Below are 25933 nucleotides of genomic sequence, written 5' to 3'. Positions count from 1 at the left end.
CGCCTCAGCCTCCGATCGCCTGGGCGGCGGCGTGCAGCAGGTCGGTGAGCGGGCCGGTGGCCACGCCCAGGGCGGCGCAGGCGGCCAGGCCCAGTACCAACGGCCAGGTGGCGGACGGGCTTTCGGCAGTCGGTGTGCCGGGTCCCAGCAGCATCCGGGCGGTTCGGGCGGCCAGCGCGGCGAAGGCGACCAGCACGAGCAGCAGGGCCGCCGCGGTGGTCCAGGCCGGGCCGGCTCCGGCGGCGAACCCGGCCCGGGCGATGCCCAGTTCGGAGGCGAAGAGGCTGAACGGCGGGAAGGCCAGCAGCGCGACCATCGCGAGACCGAACGCCCCTCCCAGCACCGGTGCCCGGGCGATCAGGCCGCGGACACGTCCGATCCGCGTGGTGCCGGTGAGCTGCAGGATGCGGCCGGAAGCGCAGAAGGCGACCGACTTGGCGAGCCCGTGCCCGGCGATGTGCAGCAGCGCGGCGGACAGTGCCAGGGGGCTGCCGATCGCCGCGGCCAGGGCGATCAGACTCATGTGCTCCATCGAGGAATAGGCCAGCATCCGTTTGTAGTCGCGCTGGGCGAGCAGCAGCCCGGCCGCGAGGGCGAGGGTGAGCAGGGCGATCCCGGCGAGCAGGACGCGGGTGAAGTCCGGTCCGAGGGCGGCGTCCGCGATGACCCGGTAGCGCAGGACGGCGGAGAAGGCGACCGACAGCAGCACCCCGGACATCAGCGCGGAGACCGGCGCCGGGGCCTGGCTGTGGGCGTCCGGCAACCAGGCGTGCAGCGGGACGAGGCCCGCCTTGGCGCCGAAGCCGAGGACGACGAGCGTGATGCCGAGCCGGGTCGCCGCCGGGTCGAGCCGGCCGGCACGGGCGACGAGGGTGGGCCAGTCCAGTGCCCATGCCTCGGCGATACCGGCCTGCCGGGCCGCGTAGTAGATCAGCACGGTGCCGAGGAAGGCGAGGGCGATGCCGGCCGAGCAGATCACCACGTACTTCCAGGCGGCCTCCACCGACGTCCGGGTACGGCGGTGGCCGACGAGGAAGGCGGTGACGATGGTGGTGGCCTCGACCGCGACCCACAGCACGCCGAGGTTCGCGGTGACGACGGCCAGGCACATCGCGGCCAGGAACGCCTGGACCAGGGCGTGGTAGTGCCGCACGGTCCGCTCGCCCGCCCGTCCTGCGGCCCGCTCGCCGCTCAGGTACGCGGGGGCGAAGGAGCAGGCGATCAGCGCGACGGCGCCGACCACGAGCAGCAGCCACGCGGTCAGGGCGTCCGCGCGCAGCAGGCCCGAGTACGCCGTACGCGGTCCGTCGCGCACGACGTCGGCGGCGAGCACGCTCCCGCACCCGAGGATCACGGCGGGCGAGACCAGTCCGGCCCGGTCCCGCACCTGCCGGGTGGGCGCGGCGACGGGCTCGGGTGCCTCCACCACCAGGACGGAGCCCCGCACAAGGACGGAGCCCTGTGCGGACACCCGTTGCCGGGTCTCGGTGAGTGCCGCGGCGAACACGGCGGCGGTCGGGCGGGAGCGCGGACCGGCCCAGGCGTACACGCCGGCCACCGCCAGGGGCACGACGGCGGGCGCGGTGAGGAGCAGCGCGGAGGCGGTGGGGCTCATCAGTCGTGCAGCTCCCGCAGGTCGTCGAGGTCGGTGGTGCCGAACGCCTCGCGCATCCGGGTGGTGAGGATCCGCAGCACCAGGACCGCGAGCAACACGTCGAAGGAGACGCCGAGTTCGACGATCAGCGGTACCCCGGAGGTGGCGAGGAAGGCGGTGGCGGTGATGCCGTTGTCCAGGAGCAGGAACCCGACCGCCTGGGCCGGTGCCCGTCTGCGGGTCACCAGCACGAAGAAGCCGATCAGGACGACGGCGAGGCCGACCGGCAGGGCACGGGTGGCGGGGGTCGGGTTCAGTTCGGTCAGCGGCCGGGCCACCGCGTAGGCCAGCAGGGTCAGCAGCGCGGCGGTGAGCAGGGAGGCGGCGACGTTGACGAGGGGCTGTGTCTCGCGGTTCTCCGCTCCCCCGTGGCCGTCATGCCGTCGGTCCCGGGTGGGCGTGGTCAGGGCGCGGCGCATCAGATACGGCAGGACGCCCGCCCTCAGTACGCCGATCCCGATGCCGACGCCGATCAGGTCCCCGCGCTGTTCGTGGGCGCCGAGCAGGACGGCGAGCCCGGCGAGCGCGATGCCCTGCAGGGCGAAGACGCGGACGATCGCGGCCAGTTCACGCCGCCACAGCACGATCACCGCCGCCAGCAGGAAGGCGCCGCAGGCCAGGTCGAGGAGTTGGGTGTAGAGGCCGCCGGTCATGACGCTCCGGTCAGGAAGTAGGAGGCGGTGACCGCGAGCAGCGCCAGCAGGAAGGAGCCGGCGAGCAGTTCGGGCACGCGGAACAGCCGGATCTTGGCCCAGCACACCTCGGCCGCCGCGAGCACCGCGCCCAGCAGGCAGAGCTTCGCCGCGAACAGCACCGGGGCCACGGCGAGGGCCGCCCACGAAGCGCTGGTGGCGATGCCCCACGGCACGAACAGGGAGGCGAGCAGGCCGAGCAGCAGGGTGAGGCGCAGCTGGGCGCCGAGTTCGAGCAGCGCCAGGTCCGGACCGGCGTACTCCAGCACCATCGCCTCGTGGATCATGGTCAGTTCGAGGTGGGTGGAGGGGTTGTCGACCGGGATCCGCCCGGTCTCCGCGAGCACCGCCACCGCGAGGGCGGCCGTGGCGAGGAGCCCGGCCGGGGAGGCGAGCCGGCCCGGTTCGTGGGCGGCGCCGGAGACGATCGCCGGGATGTTGGTCGTCCCGGCCGGTATCGACAGCGCGAACACCGAGAGCAGGATGGTCGGCTCGACCAGCGCGGCCACCGTCATCTCCCGGGAGGCGCCCATCCCGCCGAACGCGGTACCTGTGTCCAGGCCGGCCAGGGCCAGCGAGAGGGTGCCGAGGGCGATCAGCGCCACGACGAGGATCAGGTCCGCGTGGGGGCTGACCGGGGTGTCGGTGGACAGCAGCGGTACGAGGGCGGCGGCCACCACGGTGGTGGCGACCAGCAGCGCGGGGGCCGTACGGAAGGCGGGCCCGGTCCCCACGGGGGTGATGGGTTCCTTGCGCAGCAGTTTGCGCGCGTCCCGCCAGGGCTGGAGCACTCCGGCACCGGCCCGGCCCTCCAGGCGGGCCCGTACCTGCCGCATCCACCCGGTCACCAGCGGCGCCCCGGCGCCGACCACGACGACCTGTCCGGCCACAGCCGCATATCCGACAGCACTCATCCGTCCGCTCTCACCAGCCCACCGCCAACGCCAGCAGCAGGACGACCAGGCCTGCGAAGCCGTAGCCGAGATAGAGGTGGACGCTGCCGCCCGCCAGCCGCCGGGCGGTCCGGCCGGTCGTGTTCAGCGTCCGCAACACCGGTTCGTACAGCCGGTGTTCGATCCGGTCGGGCACCCGCCGCCGGAAGCGCACCCGCTCCACCAGGTACGCCGACTCGCGCACCGGTGTGACGTCCACGTCCTGTTCGGGTGCGAGCACGTCGTCGAAGACCCGCTGCAGAGGTTCCGCGAACGAGGTCGCCGTACAGGACATGCGCGGGGTCGGCGCCCCACCGCCGCAGTCCCACAACCGGGCGTTCACCCGGCGCCGACGGCGTCCGTACAGCCGGGGCAGTGGCACGGCCAGTGCGACCGCGGCGGTCAGGGCGGCCACCACCCACACCGGTGACAGCGACGCGGAGATGTCGGCGAGCCGCACCCGCACTCCGCCGCCCGACACGGCACCGGTGCCCGGCAGCCCGACCGCGCTCAAGGCCCGGTCCAGGCCGCCGCCCAGCAGCCCCGGCACCAGGGCGAGCGCCCCGCACGCGGCGGCGAGCAGACCCATCCCGGCGGTCATCAGGGGCGGTGCCTCCCGCGCGGCGGCCGCCTGTGGGCTGCGTGGCCGGGCGAGGAAGCCGACCCCGAGCGCCTTGACGAAGACGACCGCGGCGATACCGGCCGACAGCGCGATCAGCGCCACCGACAGGGGCAGGACGACCGCCACCGCGACGCCCGGCACCCGGAGTCCGTGGATCAGGGACTGCAGCAGCAGCCACTCGCTGATGAACCCGTTGCCCGGCGGCAGCGCCACCGCGCCCAGCGCGGCCAGCGCGAACAGGCCGGCGGTGACGGGCATCCGGGAGCGCAGACCGCCGAGCCGGTCGAGGTCCCGCAGACCGGTGGCCCGCAGCACCGACCCGGCCGCGCAGAACAACAGGGCTTTGAAGGCCGAGTGGTTGACCACGTGCAGCAGCGCCGCCGCCAGTGCCAGCGCGGCCAGCGGCTGATCGCCGTAGGCGGAGAACAGCCCACAGGCCCCGATGCCGATCAGGACCAGGCCCATGTTCTCGCTCGTCGAGTACGCCAGCAGCCGTTTCAGGTCGGAGGCCATCGCCGCCTGCAGGATCCCGTACACCGCGCTGGCCCCGCCGACCGCCGTCAGCCCCAGCCACCACCACGCCGGGCCGCCGCCGAGCAGGTCGAGGCCGGTGCGGACCAGGCCGTAGACGCCCAGGTTGACCATGGCGGCGCTCATCAACGCCGAGACCGGGGTGGGTGCTTCGGGGTGGGCCCGGGGCAGCCAGGCGTGCAGCGGCACCGCGCCCGCCTTCGCGGTGAACGCCAGCCCGGCCAGGACGAACACCAGCCCTCGCACGGCCGGCGACACGGAGTGCGCGCCCGTCCGCAGCGCGGCGAACGTCTCACCACCCGCCTGCGCGGCGAACAGCGCGAGCCCGGCGAGCAGCAGCACCAGGCCGAGGTGTGTCAGCACCGCGTACCAGAGGCCGGCCCGCCGGACCGTGACACGTTCCCGGTGCTCGGCCAGGACCAGCAGCAGCGAGGCGAGAGCCATCAGCTCCCACAGCGCCAGGAACGTCGACACCGACGCCGCCGCCGGTACGAGGACCAGTGTGAGGGCGAACAACGGCAGCACCGCCTGCGCCGTACGGGAGCCGAGCCCGTGCGCGCCGTGCCCGGCCGCGTACCCGATGCCGTACACCGCGACCGCGGCGACGACGGCCCCCGCGACCGTCATGAAGAGGCCCGACAGCGCATCCACCGCCATATGCGTACCGGCCGGCGGCAGCAGCCCGGGGAGGACGGCGTTCCAGCGGCTGCCTCCCAGTGCGGCCACCCCCGCCGTACCGCCGGCGACCCCCACGCCCGCCGTCAGGGCTCCGGCCACCGGGACACGGACCCGGTACGGCAGTCCGAACCCGGCCGGCGCCCCCGCGCCGCCCAGTGCGGTGGCCGTCGCCAGGGCGGCCGGAATCACGCTCACCGTCCGGTCAGGCGCCGCAGGGCCGCCACGATCTCGCCCGGCTCCGGCGGGCACCCGGGCACGGCCAGATCCACCGGTACGACATCGGCGACGGCGCCCTCGACGCCGTACCCGCCCGCGAACTCACCGCAGTCGATCGCGCAGTCCCCCACCGCCACCACCAGCCGGGGCTCGGCCATCGCGGCCACCGTGCGGCGCAACGGCTCGGCCATGTTGCGCGTCACCGGCCCGGTCACCAGGGCCACATCGGCGTGCCGGGGCGAGGCGACAAGCCGCGCCCCGTACCGCTCGGCGTCGTACACCGGGTTGAAGGCCGCCGCGATCTCGATCTCGCAGCCGTTGCAGGAGCCCGCGTCCACGCACCGCACCTGGACCGAGCCGCCGAACTCCCGTGCCGTGTGCGGCATGTCGCCCTGGGGGAACGGCGGCGCGGGTTCGGCCACCCGCCCGGTCCCGCGGATCTTGCGCAACAGGTCCATGAACCCTCTTCCCGACATGGTGAGGACGTGTCTGCAGACGGCCAACGGACCACCCCACCAGTGGAGTTACTGCGCTTTTCCGGCAATTTGCCTGGTTTTGCGGAATGTTGCCGTATGTGAGGCGGAAGCTACGACAGCGGCTTCGCCTCCGACTGGGCCGCCTGCAGATCGGCGAGCAGCTCCGCCTGCCCCGCCAGCACGCCCGACAGGATCGAGCGCGCCACCCGCAGCAGTTCCGCCAGCTCCGGGCTGGCCAGCGAGTAGTACACGTTCGACCCCTCTTTCCGGGTCCGCACCAGGTTCGCCCGCCGCAGTACGGCCAGCTGCTGGGACAGGTGCGCCGCCTCGATGCCCACCTCGGGCAGCATCTCCGCGACCGCGCGCTCGCGCTCGCTCAGCAGCTCCAGGACCCTGATGCGGGCCGGATGGCCGAGGGTTTTGAAGAACTCGGCCTTCAGCTGGTACAGCGGCGTACTCACCTGGCCCTCCCCTCCCCCGTGCAGCAGCACGGCAGTACCGGCCGGGCCTCGGCGCATCGCATCCACCCACTCGTCAAGAACATGTGGACCATCCTCGCCTGCGCGACCGGCCGGGCCGAAACCGCTCGCGGTTCATCAGAGGGGGAGGGTGATCCAGATGCTCTTGCCCGCGCCGTCGGAATCGGCGCGGACCACGGCCGTGCCGCCCAGGGCGAGCGTCAGCTCCATGACGATGGCCAGGCCGCCGGTCCCGGTGCCGGTGACCGCTCCGTACAGCGGCGGCTGGTACGGATGGCGGTCGTGGACGGCGAAGGCCAGGCAGTCCGGTCCCGCCGCGTAGATCACGGTCACCGTCGGGGAGAGAACGGCGGCGTGCCGGACGCTGTTGGTGACGAGTTCGGCGAGGATGAGCAGTGCCGGATCCACCGTGGGGTGGCGCAGTCCGATGCCCCATTCGACGAGGGCCTGCTCGGCGGTCTCGCGGGCCAGGCGGACGGCGGACGGCTCGCTGGGCACCGTGAGGACGTGCCGGTGGGGCAGGGCTTCGAGCTGGGTCGACATCACGCCTCCGCCTGGGCGAGGGCGTTCTCGCCGGAGGTCCGGGGCCGGCCGGCGGGGAGTGCCGGGAGGACTCCGGCGCTCTCCAGGTGGGCGCGGGCGGCCCGGATCGCGTCGGGGGTGGTGGCGTACTCCCGGCCGTCCTGGCGCAGCACGTCGAGCGCGCCGACGGAGTCGAGGACCTGGCGCTGGCCGGGCCGTATGCCGGAGGCCAGGACGTGGATGCCGCGGCGGTGCAGCCTGTCCACCGCGTCCTTGAGGACCAGGGCTCCGGTGGCGTCCATGGTCGACACCCGGGACATGCGCAGGATGACGACCCGGACGTCGGCGACCTCGGTGAGTTCCAGCAGGAAGCGGTGGGCGGCGGCGAAGAAGAGCGGGCCGTCGATGCGGTAGGCGACGATGTGCTCGGCCAGCAGCGCGTGTTCCTCCGCGCTGTGATCGCCGCGGTCGAGCGGCACCTGGTCGAAGCGGGCCTGCCGGGCGACGGCGCGCAGGGCGAGGGCGCCCGCGACGGCGAGGCCGATGATCACGGCGTACACGAGGTCCAGGGCCAGGGTGGCCACGGCGGTGAGGGCGAGTATCAGGGCGTCGGAACGGGTGGCCTTCGCCATCGCCCGCAGCGAGCCGACCTCGACCATGCGGATCGCGGTGGCCAGCAGGACGCCGGCGAGGGCGGCCAGCGGGATCCTCGAGACGACGGGGGCCGCCGCGAAGACGATCACCGCGAGGACGGCGGCGTGGGTGAGTGCGGCGAGCCGGGAGCCCGCTCCGGTGCGGACGTTGACCGCGGTGCGGGCGATGGCGCCGGTGGCCGGGACCCCTCCGAACAGCGGGGCCGCGATGTTCGCGAGGCCCTGGCCGAACAGCTCCCGGTCGGGGTCGTGCCGCCGCCCGACCGTCATGCCGTCGGCGACCGAGGCGGACAGCAGCGACTCCAGCGCGGCGAGCGCCGCGACCGCCACGGCAGGGGCGAGGAGGGTGCCGAGCGAGCCCAGGTCCAGGAAGGACAGGGACGGTACGGGCAGTCCGGCCGGCAGGTCGCCGATCGGCTTCGCCGCGTCCAGGCGGGCCAGCTGCGCCACGGCCGTCGCCGCGATCACGACGACGATCGAGAACGGTACGGCCGGCCGCCACCGGGCCCCCAGCAGCATCACCGCGGCCACCGCGGCCGCGAGTCCCGCCGCGGTCCAGTTCGGGTTCCTCACGAACTCCCCCGCTGCCCGCCAGGCGACGACGAGCACGCGGTCACCCTCGGGCTTGGGCACCCCGAGCGCGTTCGGGAGCTGCTGCAGGCCGATCACGCAGGCGATACCGAGGGTGAAGCCCTCGACGACCGGGGCGGGCACGTACCGCATGTACTTCCCGGCCCTGAGCACCGCCAGGCCGACGAGCATGACACCCGCCATCAGCCCGACGGTCAGCACCCCGGTCGGCCCGTACCGGCCCACGATCGGGACCAGGACGACCGTCATGGCACCGGTCGGGCCGGACACCTGAAGGTCGGACCCGCCGAACACCGCGGCGAGGGCGCCCGCGACCACGGCGGTCGCCAGTCCCGCCGCGGCGCCGAGCCCGGAGGACACGCCGAAGCCGAGCGCGAGTGGCAGCGCGACGATCGCCACGGTGAGACCGGCGAGCAGATCCCGGCGCGGGTCGCGCCGGACCTCGGCGAGATCGGCCGCACCGGGCAGCAGCGACACGGTCCGGGCCCACACCCGGCTGAACGCGGTGCTCATCGCGCGACGACCTCGGCTTCCCCGACAGGTCCCCCGAGGGGGCGGACGCAAATGGCGGTGCCCACGGTCATCTGCAGACACTGCCAACACAGCATCTAACCAATTGCTAAATTTTGCAATTCCGCATGAGCTCGGCCCTGCCCGAAGGCCGCCGCCGTTCGACACTGGAAGGGAGGGGGACCGATCCGCGACCTGCTGGAGGCCTGCGACCCGGCGAGAGCGAGGAGAGAGCGATGTCGCACACAGAGCAGTGGAAGGTCCGTTTCCACCTTTTCGAGGACGACAACGGAACGACGAAGGCACAGGTGATCCTGGACACCGGCACCACGGAGCTCACCGGCCGGGGGGCCGCGCACTGCAACCCGGCGGACACGAACGTCCCGGAGATCGGCGACGAGCTGGCCGCGGGCAGGGCCATGGAGGATCTCGCCCACCAGTTGCTGAGGATCGCCGAGAACGACGTCCAGGGCATGACCGGCTCCCGGCCGAGCACCCCGGAGAACGTCGGCTGGCCCATGTGAATCACGCGGACCCGTCCACCGGCCGTACGGCTGGAACCGGCGCCCGTCCTGCCGCAGGGCGGGGCCGATCAGCGCATCACGCGCGACGGCGCAGACGCACGGCCAGGGCGGGGCACTGGTTGACGGCGCGGCGGGCGCCGTGTTCCTGCCAGGGGGCGACCGGGATGGTGGTGGAGACGGGGTAGCCGTGCGGGCCGAGGCGAATGACGTCGGGGGCCACCACGGCGCACAGACCGTGACCGGTGCAGCGGGACCAGTCCACCTCCAGCCGGGCGCCCCGCGCGGGCGGCAGGGGCAGTACGCCGCGCACGGGACGGCCGCAGCCGGGGCCGAACAGGTGGGCGTCGAGGTCCTCGGAGAAGACGTCCAGCGCGGTGAGTACGAAGCGGGCCGTACCGTCCGGGTGCGAGCAGGCGCCACCTGCCTGGGCCGCGCCGAGGGCACGCCGGGCGTTCTCCAGCACCTCGGGCTCGGCGGCACCGGTGACCAGCACGGCCAGGGCCTCGGCGGCTGCGGGCAGACCGCGCTTGCACGGTCCGCACTGGCCGGCGGACTCGGCTGCCAGCCAGGCCGCGACCTGGGCGATCTCGCCGAGCGGACAGGTGTCGTCGGGGAGCGCGACGATCGCGCCCGCGCCGAGGGTTCCGCCGAGGGCCGCGAGTCCGGCGCGCGAGAGTGACGCGCCGGCGGCGTCCGAGGGGTGCAGCCAGGCGCCGTGGTAGCCGCCCACCAGCACCCCGGCTCCCGGCCGGAGGCCACAGGCGTCCAGTACCGGGCCCAGCCGGGTGCCGGCCGGTACCTCGGCCACCAGCGGACCGGCGCCCGGCCGGTTGACGGTGAGCAGGACCGTACCGGGTTCGTCGGCGGTGCCGACGGCGGCATAGGCGTCGGGTCCGAGCCGGGCCGCGATGGCGAGCTGGGCCCAGGTCTCGGCATTGGAGAGCAAGGTCGGCCGCTGACGCACCCCGCCTGTTCCGCCCCCGGCCGCGCGGGACTTCAGCGGGGCCGGTACCGCCGGCAGACCGTTGACGCCACGGATCAGGGCCCCGGATTCACCGGACACGAAGCGTTCGGGCAGGCAGACGGTCCGGGCCGGGCAGGGAAGTTCGCGCTCGGCGAGGGCGGCCGGGACCGACAGCTCGCCCGGGCTGCCCGCGGCGACGCCGATCACGATCTCTTCGGCGCCGAACGCGGCCGCGGCCAGGCAGGCGCCGTCCAGGACCAGATGCGGGGCACGGGCGAGCAGCATCTTGTCCTTGGCGCTCGCCGGTTCGCCCTCCGCGCCGTTCACCACCACGACCGGCGGCATGCCCGTGCGGTCGGCGGCGGCGAGCGTGGCCCGGGCCTTGCGGGCGAACGGGAAGCCGGCGCCGCCGCGGCCGGCCAGGCGGACGGCTTCGGCCAGGGCGAGCAGACCCTCCCGGCCCCATGGGCGGACGGTCGCGTGGACACGGGTGTGGGTGGCGAGGTCCAGGCGCTGGTGGCTTTCCAGGCCGGCGGTCAGCCGGGCCGGATCCTGCCAGCGCACCTCGGGCAGCTTCAGCGGGGCGTCGTTCACTCGCTGCTCCCGGGCTGGGCCAGGCGAAGCGGTCGGGGCCCTGGCCTCATGGCGTGCCTGGGCTGTCCGGGCAGGCTGGCCCGCTGTGCGGACCGGTGAGCCGCCGCCGTCGGTGCCTCGGGGCGGGCGGCCCGGGCGAGCGGACGGGTGCCGGTGACGGGCCGGGCGGACCGGACGGAGAGAGCGGACAGCGCGGACAGCGCGGCCGGGCGGACGGCAGCGGGCCGATACGCCCTGGCACCGCGCCGGTGCCGGCTGGCTGTCCGGCGGCGGCCCAGGTAGGACAGGGCGCGGACCAGCAGCGCGAGCGCCACCAGGGCCGCGCACAGGCCGTAGCCCCAGAGCACCCATGTGTGCGCCTTGCGCCCGGCCGTCAGCCCGTGCGCCAGGGAGACCGGCCAGCAGACGTACGCCAGCGAGTGAAGCGCCCGCCACAGCCAGGGACGTCCGCCGCCGGCGAACCGGCCCCGGAACACACCGGTGGCCATGACGAGGACCAGCAGGTCGGCGGCGACGGTACCCAGGCTCACGGCGAGGGCGGCGCCGCCGGTGAAGGGGACCACCGCGGTCCGCGGAGCGGCGTGCCGCTCGACGACCTTGACCGCGATGTGGGTGCCCAGGAAGCCGAGCGCCGCGACGGCGCTCGCCCGGTGCACCGACTGCACGGCAACCCGCAGCCGGGGGGTCAGCACCAGCCGGTCGGTGGCGGCGAGCCCGCAGGCCACGACGGCGGTCAGCGAGAGCAGGGTGAAGACGCCGGCGAAGTAGTCCAGGAAGGCCATCATCCGGCCTGCCACCGCGGCCGACGCGGCGCCGGCCATAGGCCGGGCGTGCGGGGCGACGCTGGACATGGGCACCTTCTTCCTCGTACTCGGGCCACGCAGCCGGGCCGTGGGGGCCGGATCGGGATTCCATGCGCCCACGTCGCAGGAGGCACCGCCGGGGAGCGTGGCACCGGCGGTACTGCACAGCAGGGGCCATCGTTAGCCCGTACCCCGGTCCGATGACAACGGCGCCGTTACGGCCCACGACCGTAGGCAAGGCCGGCATCGGGGCCGGTTCTCGGGCTCGGGTGGCGTTGTGGTCCACGACCGTGCGTAGTAGACGCCGAAAGAGGCGTGACCAGGCTCACCGGCGCGGGGGCCGTGGCCCGTGTCGGGATCATGGGTCGGGTGACCGCCCCGCGGCCGCTCGGGGCACGCGACCGACCCGTGGGTGACACCCAGGGCGGGGCGAGGGGTTCGACAGGGGACCAATGCCACTGGCGCCCCGGCCCCACGGCGCGTTTCGATGGAACAGGCGGCACTTCGCCACGCCGCCGTGAAGGAGGCGAGGACGATGACCGCTCCGGCACCGGACAGGAACCGCTCCCCCGGCCCGGACGCCCGGGTCGGGCGTCCGACAGCCGCGCCGACATCGGGAGGCGGCCATGACCGGCGCAGCTGACCGTCGGCCGATCGTGGTGGGGATCGCCCCGGATCCCGGTCTGCGTACGGCGCTGACCTGGGCGGCCGACGAGGCGGACCGCCGCCGGGTGCTGTTGCGCGTGGTGCACGCCGAGGGCGTGCCCACCGGCGGCTACCGGGGGCGGGATGTCCCGCCCTCCTGGGAGGAGTGGAACGCGACGCTGCACAAGGCCGGACGGCAGCTGCTCGACGAGGCCACGGCCTTCGTCACGGCCCGGCACCCGGATGTCGAGACCGACCCCCTCCTCGCCGAAGGCGATCCGGTCTGGGTGCTGCGCGAGCAGAGCCGCGAGGCCTCGGCCGTCGTGCTGGGCTCACGGCACCTCAGCCGGGCCCAGGAGGTGTTCGGCTCCGCCTCGGTCGCCGTGCCGCTGATGGCCCACGCGAGGTGTCCCGTGGTGGTCGTGCCGGAACCGGAGCACACCACGCGGGAACCCGGGTACTTCGTCGTGGGCGTCGACGGCAGCGAGCACTGCGCCGCCGCCGTCGACCTGGCCTTCGAGGCGGCGGCCCTGCGCGGCGCCGGACTGCGTGCGGTGTACGTGTGGCAGCCGGGGCCGCTGCGGATCTTCGACGAGCACGAACCGCAGCAGGAGGCGCGCCGCCTGCTCGCCGAGATCGTGGCCGGACGCCAGGCCCGCCACCCGGAGGTGGACCTGCGGCACGACCTGGTGGTCGGCCATCCCGTGCAGGTGCTCAGCGACGCCTCGGCCGACGCGCTGGGCCTGGTGGTCGGCACCCGCGGGCGCGGCGGCTTCGCCGGCATGCTGCTGGGCTCGGTCAGCCAGGGTGTGCTGCACCATGCCCGCTGCCCCGTCCTCGTCGTTCCCACGGCGGCCGCCTGAGCAGCCGCTGCCGCGGGTCCACTCGGCCCCTCCGAGGATCCATGCGGCCCATGCCCCACCACCGTGGTGATCGTCCACGCTGGAGGAGGGGCCCGGCGAAGGGAGTCATCGTGACCGCTCGACACGTGGACGCGAACACGCTCACCGCACTCGTGGCCGACGCCACGGCGGCGCCGTCGCTGCACAACGCACAGCCCTGGAGTTTCCGTTACCTGTCCGCCGACGGCATCCTGCGTCTGTACGCCGATGAGTCACGCGCGCTGCCGCGCACCGACCCCGACAGCCGCGGCCTGCACCTGGGCTGTGGCGCCGCGCTGTTCAACCTGCGCGTGGCCGCCGCCGCGGCCGGGCGGACCCCGGTCGTACGGCTGCTGCCGGATCCGGCGGACCCGACGCTGCTCGCCGAGGTCGCCCTGGCCGGCGGCGAACCGCCCGACCAGACCCTCGCCGCTCTGTCCCCGGCGATCCCCCGGCGCCACTCCAGCCGCCGTCCCTTCAGCGAGCGGCCGCTACCGGCCGACCTGGAGGACCGGATGTGCGAAGCCGCGGCCGCCGAGGGCGCGCAGCTGGTCTTCCCCGGCACCTGGCATGTGCAGGAACTGCTGGAACTGGTGCAGGACGCCGAGGGCCGCGAGGCGCTCGACCCCGGCCTGCGCGCCGAGAGGGCCCACTGGACCCGGACCGGGGCGGCGGGCGCCGACGGGACGGCGGACGGGATACCCGCCGAGGCGTTCGGCCCCGGCCGGTACGGTCCGGCGACCCCGGTGCGCGACTTCGCCGCCGGACGCCCGGTGCCCGGACGCGGCTGGGCGGTGTTCGAGAAGAATCCGCACATCGCCCTGCTGGGTACCGGCCACGACGGGCCGGCGGACTGGCTGCGCGCGGGTCAGGCGCTGGAGCGGGTCCTGCTCGTCGCCACGGCCGGCGGACTGGTCGCCTCGATGGTGTCCCAGACCCTGGAGTGGCCGGAGCTGCGCCGGCTGACCCGCGACCCGAGCTCCGGCATGGCCCATGTGCAGATGGCGATCCGGCTCGGCTACGGCCCGGAGGGCCACCCCAGCCCCCGGCGTCCGCCGAACGAGGTGCTCGACGTCGTCTGAACCGGCGCGCGCCCACCGTGCCCCGCGTCCGTCCCCGACGACCACGCCGGGCGCGACGGCGAGAAGGGCAGGGTGAAGAATCCGGTGCCGATGATGCTGCCGGTCACCAGGGCGGAGGCGGCAGGGAGGCCGAGGGCGACAGGAGGCGCGGCGTGCTGCCCGGTCGCTGGGGTCGTGGACATGGCTGTGCTCCGTGTACATGGCGCTGCGAAGTGCCGGGCGCGAGGAACGGTGGGGTGCGCGACCGATGGTTCTGCGCCATGCCGGGGCGCCGGGAGCCGCCGTACGGGCCCGGTGGCGTGCTGATGGTCCCGGGCCGGCAGGTCCGCCCGGTCCACCGGAAGTGGACCAACCGTCGGCTCGGACGCGGGAGGTTCCGGTCATGACGGGAACAGCACGGCAAGCCACCGCCCGCCCCCGCACAGGCCCGCCGAGGGGGCGCGTACGCCGTGGACGTGCGTGTCCCGGACACCTGTCCCGGACACGAGGCGGGCAACCAGCGTGCCGCAGCGGACAGGTTCGGGCGGTCACGGCCAGTAAACGACTTCTCCCCGCCCGGACGCGCCGGAAGCGCTGAGATGACCGCAACCAGTGGCGGGAAAGGGGTGGGGCGGACATGGCCGGCTCCCTCGAAGGCGAACGGGCGCGGATGGTCGTCACGGCGGAGGCTGAGCACTACGGGTGCCGCCGACCGCCGGACCACGGACAGGGGACCGGGGCCGCGGAGGAACGCTTCCGCGGTCTGCTGGAGGCCGCGCCGGACGCGATGGTCATCGTCGACGGCACGGGCATCATCAAGCTGGTCAACGCGCAGACCGAGGCGCTCTTCGGCTACCGGCGCGAGGAACTCCTCGGCCACCCGGTCGAGTTGCTGATGCCGCACCGCTTCCGCAGCCAGCACACCCTGCACCGGGGCGGCTACTCGGCCAACCGCCAGGTCCGTCCGATGGGCGCCGGCCTGGAACTGCACGGGCTGCGCAAGGACGGCACCGAGTTCCCGGTGGAGATCAGCCTCAGCCCGATGGAGACCGCGGAGGGGCTGCTGGTGTCGGCCGCCGTCCGCGACGTCAGCGACCGCAAGGCCGCCGAGGCCCGCATCAACGAGCTCGCCGCCCTCGTCGAGTCCTCCCAGGACGCCATCCTCGCCAAGACCCTCGACGGGTACATCACCTACTGGAACGCGGCGGCGCAGGACCTCTACGGCTACACCGCCGAGGAGGCCATCGGCCGGCATGTGTCCATGCTCGCCCCGGTCGAACTCCGCGGGGAGATCAGCGCGTTGCTGGACCGGCTGCGCAAGGGCGAGAAGGTCGAGCACTTCGAGACGCTGCGCGTCACCGAATCCGGGGCGCTGCTGGACGTGGACGTGACCCTGTGGCCGACGCGGGACACCCGGGGCAGAGTCGTGGGCGCGTGCGCCATCGTCCGGGACATCAGCGACCGCAAGCGCGCCGAGGCCGAGCTGACCGCCCTGTACGAGCAGCAGCGGCACATCGCCCTGACCCTGCAGCGCAGCCTGATGGGCACCCCGCCGGCGCTCCCCGGCCTGGCCACCGCCAGCCGTTACCGGCCCGCCACCCAGGGCGCCGGGGTGGGCGGCGACTGGTTCGACCTGATACCGCTGGGCGCCGACCGGGTGGGCGTGCTGATCGGCGACGTGATGGGCCGCGGGCTGGAGGCGGCCGCCGTCATGGGCCAGTTGCGCTCGGCGGCGCACGCGCTGGCCAAGACCGGGATGGAGCCGCGGCTGCTGATGCAGGCACTGGACTCCTGCGTCGCCGACCTCGACGTCCCCGACCAGCTGGTCACCTGCTGCTATCTGGTCATCGCCCCCGACTCCGGGACCGTGACCGTCTGCTCGGCCGGCCATCTGCCGACGCTCGTCGCGGGCGCCGGCGACGGTGTGGTCGGCATCCTCGACTCGCCCGTGAACGCCCCGCTCGGCGTGGGAGGCATCCTCTACGAGCAGTCCCGCACGGCCATCCCGCCCGGGGCCACGCTCGTCCTCTACACGGACGGGCTGATCGAGACTCCGGGCAGCGACATCGAGGGGCGGATCGCGGAACTCACCTTCGCCCTGGAGGAGTTCTTCACCGATGCCCCGTGCCTGGAGACCGCCGCCGACCAGGTGCTGGCGAGCCTGCTCCCCGACGCCGAGAGCCACAACGACGACGTCACCCTGCTGCTCGCGCAGCTCCCGGCCGCCCCGCTGGCGTCCCTGACCACCGATCTGCCGGCCTGCCCCTCCTCGGTGCCGGCCGGGCGGGCGTTCCTGTACAAGGCGCTCACCGCCTGGGACTGCGCGGCGGGCGCGGACGACGCGCTGCTGCTCCTGTCGGAGACCCTGACCAACGCCGTCCAGCACGGTGAGGGCCCCATCGGCCTGCATCTGCACCACACCGCCACCGACCTCACCGTCGAGATCAGCGATCGCAGCCCGCAGCTGCCCCGGCCGCGCCGGGCCGCCGAGGACGAGGAGTCGGGCCGGGGCCTGCTCCTCGTGCGTACGCTCGCCGACAGTTGGGGGGTACGGCCCACGGACGAGGGGAAGACCACCTGGTTCACCCTCCGGCTGTGAAGGACGCACCCGCGGCAGGCCCCGTGCCGGGGCCTGCCGCGGTGCTGCGGGTGCCCGGGGGTCAGAGCAGCCAGCGGTTGCGGCTGACGAAGGGCAGCCGCGCCCAGACCTTGCCCAGGCCCCAGACCGCGCCGGCGCCCGCGGCCGCGAGGGCGATGAGGACGACGGTGTAGACGAGGTGGTAGTCGGCGAACGGATTGCTGGACATGCTCGCCGAGCCGTCCGACAGGTGCCTGGCCGGCGGCCACTCGGCGGTCCACATGAACGCCATCATCAGGCTGCCGGCGACCGCGGCGATCCGCAGTCCGACACCCGCGATCAGCGCCAGGCCGACGCCGAGCAGGCCCAGCATGAACAGCCAGTCCGCCCAGCCCTGTCCGGCCCAGTCGTGGAACGTGGACTCCATCGGGCCGGCGGCGACACCGCCGAGGAAGCCCTTGGTGGGCGAGCCGCCGTCGATCCAGCCCTTGCCGGACGGAGTGGCGTAGCCGAACCCGAAGGTCTTGTCCAGGAAGGCCCACAGGAAGACGAACCCGGTCAGCAGGCGGAGCCCGGCGAGTACGTACGCGCTGGTCGACGTAGCCGCCGCGGTCGTCACCTCGACGGACACGGACGCCGTCCCGGACCTGCGCGGGGACCGGAGGCGGAACCCCAGGTGCGGGCGCGGGTGGTCATGGTGGACTGCCATGATGTTCATCCCTTCCAGGGGGTGCGTGGGGATCTGACGACTCTCGTCGCGCCTTCAATGTCCCGCCGCGGCAACCGCTCCGCAGGGGGCCGGCGGGCCCGTGCCCCAGGGCCGAACGTCCCCCTCCACGGGGGACGTTGAGACTCGTCGGCCGGTGCGGCACCGGCGCACCGGTGGCATATTGCCGTCGATTCGTCCAAGCGCCGTCGATCTTTGTCCATGGACGGAGCCGCCGTCGGCGGTGAGGGTCGGTTCATGGGTCGATTCGGCGTCGGTGACAGGCAGGTGCCGGCGGACGGGCGCGTGGGCGAGTCGCGGCGGATGCCGAGTGGGCTTGTGGCGCTGGCACTTGGCGGCTTCGGCATCGGGCTGACCGAGTTCCTGATCGCCGGGCTGCTGCCACAGGTGGCGTCGAGTTTCGCGGTGTCCGAGGCGACCGCGGGCTGGCTGATCTCCGGGTACGCGCTGAGTGTCGCCGTCGGCGCGATCGTGCTCACCGCGGCGACGGCACGGCTGCCCCGCAAGCAGGTCCTGGTCGGTCTGGTGGCGCTGTTCGTCATCGGCAACCTGCTGTCCGCGATCGCGCCCAGCTATCCGGTGATGCTGCTCGGGCGGATCGTCGCCGCCCTGTGCCACGGCTCGTTCTTCGGCATCGGCTCGCTCGTCGCCCGCAGTCTGGTCGCGCCGGAGCGGAAGTCCCGTGCGGTGGCGGCGATGTTCGCCGGACTGACGGTCGCGAACGTACTGGGTGTGCCGTTCGGCGCGCTGGTGGGCGAGCGCTGGGGATGGCGGGCGGCCTTCTGGGCCGTCACCGGGATCGGTGTGCTGGCGCTGGCCGGCATCGTCGCCCTCGTACCCGCCCGGTCGGGTACGGAGCCAGGGGGCGCGACGGCCCGTGGACTGCGGGACCAGCTCCGGGAGTTCCGGTCCTCGCAGGTCTGGCTGACCCTGGCGGCCACCGCGCTCGGCTACGGCGGGATGTTCGGGGCGTTCAGCTACATCGCGTACACCTTCACCGAGGTCGGCGGGTTCTCCCCGGGGGACGTCGCCTGGTTGCTGATGGTGTACGGCGTCGGCCTGGTCGTGGGGAACCTGATCGGCGGCCGGGCGGCCGACCGTGACCGGGACCGCGCCCTGATCCTGGCGCTCGTCGGACTGACCGTCACCCTGGCCGTGTTCGGTCTGCTGGCCGGCAGTGCCGTGGCGTCGGTGATACTGGTGTTTCTGATGGGGGTGGCCGGGTTCGCCAGTGTCCCCGGCATGATCACCAGGGTGACCGACGCCGCCCACGGGGCGGCGCTGGCCGCGAGCGCCAACGTCTCCGCGTCCAACGTCGGCAACGCCCTCGGTGCCTGGCTCGGCGGCCTGGCCATCACCGCGGGCCTCGGCTACACGGCGCCGCTCTTCACCGGTGCCGCGATCGCGCTGGCTTCCGTGGTCGTGCTGCTCGTGGCCGTACGGCAGGCCAAGTCCTTTGAACGGCAGAACAGTTGAAGGGAGCCTGGTGATGTTCACGGCGCGGCAGCGGGACCGGGTCCGAGAGCGGCTGCTGGCCAGGGCCGAAACGGACGGGACGGTCACCGGCGCCGCCCTCACCGGCTCGCACGCCGTCGGGGCGGGTGACCGGTGGTCGGACATCGACCTCGTCCTCGCCGTACGCGGCGAGCCCGCCACGACGGCGGACCGCTGGACCCGATGGCTCTACGACGACCTCGACGTCCGGCACCATTGGGATCTGCCGGCCGGCCGCACCGTCGTCCGCGTCTTCCTGCTCCCCGGCTGGCTCGAACTCGACCTGACCTTCGCCCCCGAGGCCGAGTTCGGCCCGCGCGGCCCCCAATGGCGGACGCTCTTCGGCCGGGCACAGCCCCTCGATCCCTTTGCGGCCCCCGACCACGGCACCCTGGCCGGGCTCGTCTGGCACCACGCCCTGCACGCCCGCGTCAGCATCGAGCGGGGCCGCTGGTGGCAGGCCGAGCACTGGATCAGCGCCATGCGCGACCACACGATCACACTGGCCTGCCTCCGGCTGGGCCATACCACCGCGTATGCGAAGGGCGCCCACCTGCTGCCCGCCGAGCTGACGGCCCCGCTGGAGACGACGCTGGTCCGCTCGCTCACCGAACCGGAACTCCGCCGCGCCCTGACCGCGACCGCCACGCTGGCGGTGGACGAGGTGGAACGCTCCGATCCCGCACTCGCCGCCCGCCTCCGCCCCATGCTCGAAGAACTCACGGCGCTCGAAGAACCCACGGCGGAGTTCGGGGAGCGCCGCTCCGCCGGTTCATGACCGGCGGCGGAGCACCTTCGGCGGGGCCGACCGGCCGGCCGGCTCAGCCGTTCGCCTTGCGGCGCGCGCGGTGCGCGGCCACCGTGGTCCGGCCGGCGCAGGCGTTGGAACAGAATCGCCGGGTGCGGTTGCGGGAGTCGTCGACGTAGAAGCGCTCGCAGGTGGCTGCGTGGCAGCGGCCGATCGTCACGGCGGGGTCCGCCGCAAACGACGTGCGCGAGGGCGGCGGCGCGGCTGCGGTCGAGCCGGGTCACGGCGTCCTCGCCGTTCGGCGCGACATGCAGATGCGGGGCGCCTTTGCCGTCGTGGTCGTCGACCCGGACCGGCGGCGGGTGCCGTTCCAGCAGGGCGTTGACGGGACCGGTCGGCCCGCCTCGGGCGGCTGCCTGCGCGGCGTCGCGCAGCCCGGGCACGAACGCAGCGAGGTGCCCGTCGTCCTTGCCGTCGCGCGTTCCCCGGCGCCGTGACCTCACGCGGCCAGGTGGCGGGTGAACCAGTCGGCCGCCAGGTGGGCCACACGGTCCAAAGCCCCCGGCTCCTCGAACAGGTGGGTCGCGCCGGGGACGACGTCGAGCCGGGTCTCGCCCGGGATCTCCCGCATGGCCTCCCGGTTCAGCCGCAGGACCTCATGATCCCGTCCGCCGACGATCAGCAGGGTCGGCTGGCGGACCGACGCCAGGGAGCCCTCCGCCAGGTCCGGCCGGCCGCCCCGGCTGACGACCGCGCGGATCGTGTCCGGGCGCGCGGCGGCGGCGACGAGGGCGGCCGCGGCGCCCGTGCTCGCGCCGAAGAGCCCGTGTCCGAGGCCTGCGGCGGGCTCGTACCCCCGAAGCCAGTCGGCGAGGTCGAGCAGGCGCCCGGCGAGCATGCCGATGTCGAAGCGGAGCGTCCCGGTGACCGTGTCGACGTTCTCCTCCTCACGGGTGAGCAGGTCGGCGAGCACGGTGCCGATCCCCACCGTGCGGAGTTCGCCGGCGACGAAGCGGTTGCGGGGGCTGAGCCGGCTGCTGCCGCTGCCGTGCGCGAAGAGGACCACGCCCCTCGCCGGATCGGGGACGGCCACGTCGGCTTCGAGCAGCACACCCGTGGCGGGTATCCGCACACTCTCCATGACTGCGTTCACGGCGTCCTCCTTACCGGAAGAACTACACCGATCACGACAATTCTCCCCCCTCGGGGTACCCGGTCGCGCGGCACACATCCCCGTCCGGGCCCGGGATCTCCCCTGGGGGCCGCCGTCGAATGCCTGGGGGCGGGGCGTGGCGGACGTGGCATTCGTCCGGTCACCGGTAGCGTCGCCCCGGAGCGCGTAAACCCCCACCTACCCGTCATATCGGTTTCGTTGCGGCGGCGCTCGGCACGGCTGAGGAGGATCATGAGCGAACTGTCGCTGCGCGTCGACGAAGCGCCGGCGCCTCCCGCCGCTCCGGCACCGCTGGGCCGTCGGCTGCTGGGCTGGGCCACCACGACCGACCACAAGGTGATCGGCCGGCTGTACATGGTGACGGCGTTCTGCTTCTTTCTCCTCGCCGGGTTGCTGGCGCTCGGCATGCGTGCCGAACTCGCGCGCCCCGGGCTGCAGTTGATGAGCCAGCAGACCTACAACCAGTTCTTCACCGTCCACGGCACGATCATGATGCTGCTGTTCGCGACCCCCATGTTCGCCGGGTTCGCGAACGCCGTGATGCCGCTCCAGATCGGCGCCCCGGACGTGGCCTTCCCCAGGCTGAACGCGCTGTCGTACTGGATGTACCTGTTCGGCGGCCTGATGGTGGTGTCGGGGTTCCTGGTGCCGGGCGGTGCCGCCGACTTCGGCTGGTTCGCCTACGCCCCGCTCAACAGCGCGTACTACACCCCAGGCGCGGGCGGTGACCTGTGGGTCATGGGGCTGGTGGTCACCGGTGTGTCGACGACCCTGGGTGCGGTCAACTTCACCGCGACGATCATGTGCCTGCGCGCCCCCGGCATGACGATGTTCCGGATGCCGATCTTCACCTGGAACGTGCTGTTCACGTCCGTTCTGGTGCTGCCCGCGTTCCCGGTGCTCACCGCCGCCCTCCTCGCCCTGGAGTGCGACCGGAAGTTCGGCTCGCACGTCTTCGACGCGCACAACGGCGGGGCGCTGCTGTGGCAGCACCTCTTCTGGTTCTTCGGGCATCCCGAGGTGTACATCGTCGCGCTGCCGTTCTTCGGGATCATCTCCGAGATCATCCCGGTGTTCTCGCGCAAGCCGATGTTCGGCTACCTGCCGATGATCGGGGCCACGATCGCCATCACCATGCTGTCCGCGGTCGTATGGGCGCACCACATGTTCGCCACCGGGGCGGTGTTGCTGCCGTTCTTCTCGGTCATGTCGTTCCTGATCGCCGTGCCGACCGGGATCAAGTTCTTCGCCTGGATCGGGACCATGCACCACGGCTCGCTCTCCTTCGAGACGCCGATGCTGTGGGCGACGGGGTTCCTGGTGTCGTTCCTGCTGGGCGGGCTGAGCGGGGTGCTGGTCGCGTCGCCGCCGATCGACTTCCATGTCACCGACTCGTACTTCATCGTCGCCCATCTGCACTATGTGCTGTTCGGGACCGTGGTGTTCGCGATGTTCGCCGGGTTCTACTTCTGGTGGCCCAAGTTCACCGGGAGGATGCTCGACGAGCGGCTCGGCAAGGTGCACTTCTGGCTGCTCTTCCCGGGGTTCCAGCTGACGTTCCTGGTGCAGCACTGGCTCGGCGCGGAGGGCATGCCCCGCCGGTACGCCGACTACCTGCCCAGCGACGGGTTCACCCTCCTGAACACCATCTCGTCGGCGGGCGCCTTCTTGCTCGGCGTCTCCACCCTGCCGTTCCTCTACAACGTCTGGCGTACGGCCCACCGGGGACGGCAGGTCGAGGAGGACGACCCGTGGGGGTTCGGGCGTGGCCTGGAGTGGGCCACCTCCTGCCCGCCGCCGCGGCACAACTTCGTGGCGCTGCCCCGGGTGCGGTCGGAGTCGCCCGCGTTCGACCTGCACCATCCGGAGATCGTCCGCCAGACGGAGGAGGAAGGCCTGCGGTGAAGGAGAGCAAGCGGTGAAAGAAGGTCTCCGGTGAAGGTCGAGGCGCTGCTCTTCGGTGGTGTGGCCGTCTTCTTCGGCGCCGCCGCCGCGCTCTACGGGGTGTGGTCGCACGCCGACCCCGCGGGAACGACGGCGCTCGTCGTGGCGTTCGGGATGGCCTCCGTGGTGTCGTTCTTCTGCGCGACGCACTACGTCCGGCGCGGCCCGCGCCCCCAGGACCGTACCGAGGTCGAGGTGGCGGACTCCGCCGGGCCGCTGGAGTTCTTCCCGCCGCACAGCCCCTGGCCGATCGTCACGGCGTTCGGGTTCGCCGTCGCGGCGACCGGGGTGGTGTTCGGGCTGTGGCTGTTCCTCATCGGCTTCGGGGTTCTGGCTCGGGGTGTTGCCGGGCTGGTGTTCCAGTACGTGAACCGGGGGGATGATCAGGCGGACTGAGCGGTTGCCGTGGGGCGCCCGGCCGGAACGAGGTCACCGGGCGGTGGCCGCTCTCGTAGCCGCCGGCGAGGGTCTGCCGTACCTCGCCGGTCTCCTCGCCCTCGGTCAGCCGCTCCTGTTCCGCGTGCAGCAGGGCACGGCACAGCGCGCGGGTGAGGAAGAGGGCCAGGACCGGGGCGACGACCAGGGAGATCCGGAAGATCCAGGTCAGGGCGTTCACCGAGATCCGGAAGGACTGCGCGATGACGTCGTTGCCGCCGGCCAGCAGCAGCACGGCGTAGAAGGTGATGCCGGCCGCGCCCAGGCCGGTGCGGACGGGCCGCTCGCGGGGGCGGTCGCAGAAGTGCTGCTCCTGCCGCCACTCCCCGGTCAGTCGCTGTTCGACGAAGGGGTAGGCGTACAGGACGAGGAAGAGCACCCCGGGCAGCACCACGGCCGGCAGCAGCACGTTCCACATGAGGGTGTGCCCGGCGAGGTTCGTCTCCCAGGGCGGGACGAGCCGCAGCGAGCCTTCCAGGAAGCCGACGTACCAGTCCGGCTGGGAGCCGGTCGACGCCTGGTCGGGGCGGTAGGGGCCGTACACCCAGACCGGGTTGATCTGGGCGACCCCGGCGAGCAGCACCAGCACGCCCGAGACGGTGAGGGACAGGCCCAGGGAGGAGGCCGTGAACTGGGGGTAGAGCGGCTTGCCGACCGCGTTGGAGTTCCTGCGGCGCGGGCCGCGCCAGTGGGTGTGCTTCAGGTAGAAGACCAGGATCAGGTGGACGGTGAGCAGGGCGATCAGCGCGCCCGGCAGCAGCAGGATGTGCAGGCTGTACAGCCGGGGGACGATGTCGTGGCCGGGGAACAGGGCGCCGAAGGCGAACATGCTCACATAGGTTCCGGCCACCGGGATCGACAGCATGATGCCCTGGGCGATCCGCAGGCCGGTGCCGGAGAGCAGGTCGTCGGGGAGGGAGTAGCCGGCGAATCCCTCGGCCAGGGCGAGCACGAGGAGGGTGACGCCGATGACCCAGTTCATCTCCCGGGGCCGGCGGAACGCGCCGGTGAAGAAGATCCGCAGCAGGTGCACGCCGACCGCGGCGACGAAGACCAGCGCGGCCCAGTGGTGGGCCTGGCGCATGAGCAGTCCGCCGCGGATGTCGAAGCTGATGTGGAGGGTGGAGTCGAAGGCCCGGGACATGAGCTGCCCGCGCAGGGGGACGTACGACCCGTGGTACACGACTTCGCTCATCTCGGGTGTGAAGAAGAACGTCAGCCACACGCCCGTGAGCACCAGGGCGATCAGGCTGTAGAGGGCGATCTCGCCCAGCAGGAACGACCAGTGGTCGGGGAATGCCTTGCGCAGCAGCCGACCGGGCCCGTCGTGGACGGGCAGCCGGGCGTCGACCGCGTCCGCGAGCCGCTCTCCCGCCGAACCGTGCCCAGGATTCACCCAGCGCCCTCCTCGCTCTCGGCATCCCTTGCCCGGCAGGCACGAGGCGAGTGGCCCACCGCCGTGAAACACCCGCGCGGCCGGACCGCGGCACCCGATCGGCTGAGAGGCACGGCAACCGTGAGCCGGCGCGACTTGCCCTGCATACCCCATGGGGGTATGGTTCCGTGCCACGCGGACGATCCGGAGATGATCAGACGATGTCGGTGGCGCATGCGGTCCTCCACGCCCTGTCCATCACAGGGTCGATGACCTGGGAGATCACCTGGGCGCTGATCCTGGGCTTCCTGCTCTCGGCGATCGTCCAGGCGGTCGTCCGCAAGGAGACGGTCGTCCGGCTGCTGGGCGACGACCGGCCCCGCACCCTCACCCTGGCCTCCCTGTTCGGGATGGCCTCCTCGTCCTGCTCCTACGCCGCCGTCGCGCTGGCCCGCTCGCTCTTCCGCAAGGGCGCGAACTTCACCGCGGCGATGGCCTTCGAGATCGCGTCCACCAACCTGGTCGTCGAACTCGGGGTGATCCTCGCCCTGTTGATGGGCTGGCAGTTCACGCTGGCCGAGTTCGTCGGCGGGCCGGTCATGATCGTGGTACTCGCCCTGCTGTTCCGGCTGACTCTGCGCAGCCGCCTGCTGAGCGAGGCCCGCGAGCAGGCCGCCCGCGGACTGGCCGGTTCGATGGAGGGGCACGCCGCGATGGACATGTCCGTCGGCGGCACCGGATCGTTCTGGCGCCGGCTGCTGTCACCCCGGGGCTTCACCTCGGTCTCCCACGTCTTCACGATGGAGTGGGCGGCGATCCTGCGCGACCTCGTCCTCGGCCTGCTGATCGCGGGCGCGATCGCGGCCTGGGTGCCGGACTCCTTCTGGCAGAACTTCTTCTTCGCGGGCCACCCCCTGCTGTCGAAGGTCTGGGGACCGCTGATCGGCCCGGTCGTGGCGCTGATCTCGTTCGTCTGCTCGATCGGGAACGTGCCGCTGGCCGTGGTGCTGTGGAAGGGCGGGATCAGCTTCGGGGGCGTGGTCGCGTTCATCTTCGCGGACCTGCTGATCCTGCCGATCCTCAGCATCTACCGGAAGTACTACGGCCTCAGGACGGCTCTCTACCTCGCCGCCACCTTCTACGCCGCCATGGTGGCCGCCGGCTACGTGGTGGAGCTCCTCTTCGGCGGCCTCGGGCTGGTGCCCGACCAGGCCGACGCGAAGATCCCGATGGAGGGGGTGAGCTGGAACTACACCACGTTCCTCAACATCGCCTTCCTGCTGCTGGCCGCCGCGCTCCTGGTCCGGTTCTTCCGCACCGGAGGCCGCCGGATGCTCGCCATGATGGGCGGCGCACCGGATGCCATGGACGAGAACCACCACGAGCACGGCTGATAGCCACTCTGTTTCGGTGGGATTTCCGTCGGCTTT

24 protein-coding genes are annotated in these 25933 nt (G+C 73.0%); 10 read left to right on the top strand and 14 right to left on the bottom strand.

The features are described 5' to 3' along the window. Positions 1 to 4 precede the first annotated feature (4 nt). From AB0D85_RS16545 to AB0D85_RS16510, 8 genes are all read right to left on the bottom strand, one after another. Positions 5 to 1615 carry a proton-conducting transporter membrane subunit gene (locus AB0D85_RS16545; RefSeq protein WP_362319987.1) on the bottom strand — a complete coding sequence of 537 codons (1611 nt, stop codon included), beginning with the start codon at positions 1613 to 1615 and terminating at the stop codon, positions 5 to 7. Beyond that, complete coding sequence (locus AB0D85_RS16540) at positions 1615 to 2307, bottom strand: hypothetical protein (protein WP_362319985.1); 693 nt, start codon at positions 2305 to 2307, stop codon at positions 1615 to 1617. Before AB0D85_RS16540 ends, AB0D85_RS16545 begins: the two co-directional genes overlap by 1 nt. Continuing rightward, entirely contained in the window at positions 2304 to 3260 is a 957-nt protein-coding gene (locus tag AB0D85_RS16535) for an NADH-quinone oxidoreductase subunit H (protein ID WP_362319983.1), read from the bottom strand. Before AB0D85_RS16535 ends, AB0D85_RS16540 begins: the two co-directional genes overlap by 4 nt. 10 nt (positions 3261 to 3270) lie before the next feature. Continuing rightward, a complete protein-coding gene (locus tag AB0D85_RS16530; protein WP_362319980.1) occupies positions 3271 to 5304 on the bottom strand; it encodes a proton-conducting transporter membrane subunit in 2034 nt (677 codons plus the stop codon). Beyond that, entirely contained in the window at positions 5301 to 5783 is a 483-nt protein-coding gene (locus tag AB0D85_RS16525; RefSeq protein ID WP_362319977.1) for an oxidoreductase, read from the bottom strand. The genes AB0D85_RS16530 and AB0D85_RS16525 overlap by 4 nt, the downstream gene beginning before the upstream one ends. A gap of 128 nt (positions 5784 to 5911) precedes the next feature. After that, positions 5912 to 6262, bottom strand: coding sequence for a metalloregulator ArsR/SmtB family transcription factor (locus AB0D85_RS16520; protein ID WP_362319974.1), 351 nt, complete (start codon positions 6260 to 6262; stop codon positions 5912 to 5914). A gap of 135 nt (positions 6263 to 6397) precedes the next feature. After that, positions 6398 to 6823, bottom strand: coding sequence for an ATP-binding protein (locus tag AB0D85_RS16515; RefSeq protein ID WP_362319971.1), 426 nt, complete (start codon positions 6821 to 6823; stop codon positions 6398 to 6400). Continuing rightward, positions 6823 to 8559 carry a SulP family inorganic anion transporter gene (locus tag AB0D85_RS16510; RefSeq protein ID WP_362319968.1) on the bottom strand — a complete coding sequence of 579 codons (1737 nt, stop codon included), beginning with the start codon at positions 8557 to 8559 and terminating at the stop codon, positions 6823 to 6825. The genes AB0D85_RS16515 and AB0D85_RS16510 overlap by 1 nt, the downstream gene beginning before the upstream one ends. Positions 8560 to 8792: 233 nt before the next feature. Between AB0D85_RS16510 and AB0D85_RS16505 the strand changes: the two genes are divergently transcribed. Continuing rightward, entirely contained in the window at positions 8793 to 9080 is a 288-nt protein-coding gene (locus AB0D85_RS16505) for a DUF1876 domain-containing protein (protein WP_362319965.1), read from the top strand. 76 nt (positions 9081 to 9156) lie between these two features. On the opposite strand, the gene AB0D85_RS16500 is transcribed toward AB0D85_RS16505, so the two are convergent. Then, positions 9157 to 10638, bottom strand: coding sequence for an NADH-ubiquinone oxidoreductase-F iron-sulfur binding region domain-containing protein (locus tag AB0D85_RS16500; RefSeq protein ID WP_362319962.1), 1482 nt, complete (start codon positions 10636 to 10638; stop codon positions 9157 to 9159). Next, complete coding sequence (locus AB0D85_RS16495; protein WP_362319959.1) at positions 10635 to 11489, bottom strand: hypothetical protein; 855 nt, start codon at positions 11487 to 11489, stop codon at positions 10635 to 10637. Before AB0D85_RS16495 ends, AB0D85_RS16500 begins: the two co-directional genes overlap by 4 nt. A 578-nt stretch (positions 11490 to 12067) precedes the next feature. On the opposite strand from AB0D85_RS16495, the gene AB0D85_RS16490 reads away from it, so the two are divergent. The 3 genes from AB0D85_RS16490 to AB0D85_RS16480 all read left to right on the top strand — a co-directional run bounded on the left by AB0D85_RS16490 (position 12068) and on the right by AB0D85_RS16480 (position 16627). Beyond that, the gene (locus AB0D85_RS16490) at positions 12068 to 12949 is read left to right on the top strand and encodes a universal stress protein (protein WP_362319956.1); all 882 of its coding nucleotides are present in this window, start codon (positions 12068 to 12070) and stop codon (positions 12947 to 12949) included. Positions 12950 to 13059: 110 nt separating this feature from the next. After that, the gene (locus tag AB0D85_RS16485) at positions 13060 to 14049 is read left to right on the top strand and encodes a nitroreductase (RefSeq protein ID WP_362319954.1); all 990 of its coding nucleotides are present in this window, start codon (positions 13060 to 13062) and stop codon (positions 14047 to 14049) included. 616 nt (positions 14050 to 14665) lie between these two features. Continuing rightward, entirely contained in the window at positions 14666 to 16627 is a 1962-nt protein-coding gene (locus tag AB0D85_RS16480) for a PAS domain S-box protein (protein WP_362319951.1), read from the top strand. A 61-nt stretch (positions 16628 to 16688) separates the two neighbouring features. On the opposite strand, the gene AB0D85_RS16475 is transcribed toward AB0D85_RS16480, so the two are convergent. After that, positions 16689 to 17315 (bottom strand): hypothetical protein, encoded by a 627-nt coding sequence (locus tag AB0D85_RS16475; RefSeq protein WP_362319948.1) that lies wholly within the window; start codon positions 17313 to 17315, stop codon positions 16689 to 16691. Between the two features lie 321 nt (positions 17316 to 17636). On the opposite strand from AB0D85_RS16475, the gene AB0D85_RS16470 reads away from it, so the two are divergent. Together AB0D85_RS16470 and AB0D85_RS16465 are read left to right on the top strand one after the other, a co-directional pair. Beyond that, the gene (locus tag AB0D85_RS16470) at positions 17637 to 18809 is read left to right on the top strand and encodes an MFS transporter (protein ID WP_362320378.1); all 1173 of its coding nucleotides are present in this window, start codon (positions 17637 to 17639) and stop codon (positions 18807 to 18809) included. Positions 18810 to 18822: 13 nt separating this feature from the next. Continuing rightward, a complete protein-coding gene (locus tag AB0D85_RS16465; RefSeq protein ID WP_362319945.1) occupies positions 18823 to 19605 on the top strand; it encodes a hypothetical protein in 783 nt (260 codons plus the stop codon). A gap of 43 nt (positions 19606 to 19648) precedes the next feature. Here AB0D85_RS16465 and AB0D85_RS16460 read toward each other — a convergent pair whose 3' ends face one another. Continuing rightward, positions 19649 to 19795: a CGNR zinc finger domain-containing protein gene (locus AB0D85_RS16460; protein ID WP_362319942.1), complete on the bottom strand. Its 147-nt coding sequence runs from the start codon at positions 19793 to 19795 to the stop codon at positions 19649 to 19651. On the opposite strand from AB0D85_RS16460, the gene AB0D85_RS16455 reads away from it, so the two are divergent. Further along, a complete protein-coding gene (locus tag AB0D85_RS16455; protein ID WP_362320392.1) occupies positions 19767 to 20072 on the top strand; it encodes a hypothetical protein in 306 nt (101 codons plus the stop codon). The genes AB0D85_RS16460 and AB0D85_RS16455 overlap by 29 nt on opposite strands. Positions 20073 to 20074: 2 nt before the next feature. On the opposite strand, the gene AB0D85_RS16450 is transcribed toward AB0D85_RS16455, so the two are convergent. Further along, positions 20075 to 20728 (bottom strand): hydrolase, encoded by a 654-nt coding sequence (locus AB0D85_RS16450; protein WP_362319939.1) that lies wholly within the window; start codon positions 20726 to 20728, stop codon positions 20075 to 20077. A 252-nt stretch (positions 20729 to 20980) separates the two neighbouring features. Between AB0D85_RS16450 and ctaD the strand changes: the two genes are divergently transcribed. Both ctaD and AB0D85_RS16440 read left to right on the top strand, forming a co-directional pair. Next, positions 20981 to 22654 carry a cytochrome c oxidase subunit I gene (gene ctaD, locus AB0D85_RS16445; protein WP_362319936.1) on the top strand — a complete coding sequence of 558 codons (1674 nt, stop codon included), beginning with the start codon at positions 20981 to 20983 and terminating at the stop codon, positions 22652 to 22654. A 30-nt stretch (positions 22655 to 22684) separates the two neighbouring features. Next, positions 22685 to 23089, top strand: a complete 405-nt coding sequence (locus AB0D85_RS16440; RefSeq protein WP_362319933.1) for a cytochrome c oxidase subunit 4 — start codon at positions 22685 to 22687, stop codon at positions 23087 to 23089. Here the strand turns inward: AB0D85_RS16440 and AB0D85_RS16435 are convergent. Further along, on the bottom strand, positions 23007 to 24524 hold the full coding sequence (locus tag AB0D85_RS16435; RefSeq protein ID WP_362319929.1) for a ubiquinol-cytochrome c reductase cytochrome b subunit: 1518 nt from the start codon (positions 24522 to 24524) through the stop codon (positions 23007 to 23009). The genes AB0D85_RS16440 and AB0D85_RS16435 overlap by 83 nt on opposite strands. A 200-nt stretch (positions 24525 to 24724) precedes the next feature. Here AB0D85_RS16435 and AB0D85_RS16430 point away from each other — a divergent pair, with 200 nt between their 5' ends. Further along, the gene (locus AB0D85_RS16430) at positions 24725 to 25897 is read left to right on the top strand and encodes a permease (RefSeq protein WP_362319926.1); all 1173 of its coding nucleotides are present in this window, start codon (positions 24725 to 24727) and stop codon (positions 25895 to 25897) included. Positions 25898 to 25933: the final 36 nt, after the last annotated feature.

It is taken from the genome of Streptomyces sp. NPDC048277, from assembly GCF_040652235.1.
Taxonomy (GTDB): Bacteria; Actinomycetota; Actinomycetes; order Streptomycetales; family Streptomycetaceae; genus Streptomyces.
This window is presented reverse-complemented; position numbering and strand designations above follow the sequence as displayed.

Bases quoted from the DNA above. Each gene is read 5' to 3' on its own strand.
- AB0D85_RS16525 (WP_362319977.1), bottom strand. From the start codon at position 5,783: ATGGACCTGTTGCGCAAGATCCGCGGGACCGGGCGGGTGGCCGAACCC.
- AB0D85_RS16495 (WP_362319959.1), bottom strand. From the start codon at position 11,489: ATGTCCAGCGTCGCCCCGCACGCCCGGCCTATGGCCGGCGCCGCGTCG.
- AB0D85_RS16510 (WP_362319968.1), bottom strand. From the start codon at position 8,559: ATGAGCACCGCGTTCAGCCGGGTGTGGGCCCGGACCGTGTCGCTGCTG.
- AB0D85_RS16490 (WP_362319956.1), top strand. From the start codon at position 12,068: ATGACCGGCGCAGCTGACCGTCGGCCGATCGTGGTGGGGATCGCCCCG.
- AB0D85_RS16465 (WP_362319945.1), top strand. From the start codon at position 18,823: ATGTTCACGGCGCGGCAGCGGGACCGGGTCCGAGAGCGGCTGCTGGCC.
- AB0D85_RS16540 (WP_362319985.1), bottom strand. From the start codon at position 2,307: ATGACCGGCGGCCTCTACACCCAACTCCTCGACCTGGCCTGCGGCGCC.
- AB0D85_RS16515 (WP_362319971.1), bottom strand. From the start codon at position 6,823: ATGTCGACCCAGCTCGAAGCCCTGCCCCACCGGCACGTCCTCACGGTG.
- AB0D85_RS16475 (WP_362319948.1), bottom strand. From the start codon at position 17,315: ATGGCAGTCCACCATGACCACCCGCGCCCGCACCTGGGGTTCCGCCTC.
- AB0D85_RS16470 (WP_362320378.1), top strand. From the start codon at position 17,637: ATGCCGAGTGGGCTTGTGGCGCTGGCACTTGGCGGCTTCGGCATCGGG.
- AB0D85_RS16545 (WP_362319987.1), bottom strand. From the start codon at position 1,615: ATGAGCCCCACCGCCTCCGCGCTGCTCCTCACCGCGCCCGCCGTCGTG.
- AB0D85_RS16480 (WP_362319951.1), top strand. From the start codon at position 14,666: ATGGCCGGCTCCCTCGAAGGCGAACGGGCGCGGATGGTCGTCACGGCG.
- ctaD (WP_362319936.1), top strand. From the start codon at position 20,981: ATGAGCGAACTGTCGCTGCGCGTCGACGAAGCGCCGGCGCCTCCCGCC.
- AB0D85_RS16430 (WP_362319926.1), top strand. From the start codon at position 24,725: ATGTCGGTGGCGCATGCGGTCCTCCACGCCCTGTCCATCACAGGGTCG.
- AB0D85_RS16505 (WP_362319965.1), top strand. From the start codon at position 8,793: ATGTCGCACACAGAGCAGTGGAAGGTCCGTTTCCACCTTTTCGAGGAC.
- AB0D85_RS16535 (WP_362319983.1), bottom strand. From the start codon at position 3,260: ATGAGTGCTGTCGGATATGCGGCTGTGGCCGGACAGGTCGTCGTGGTC.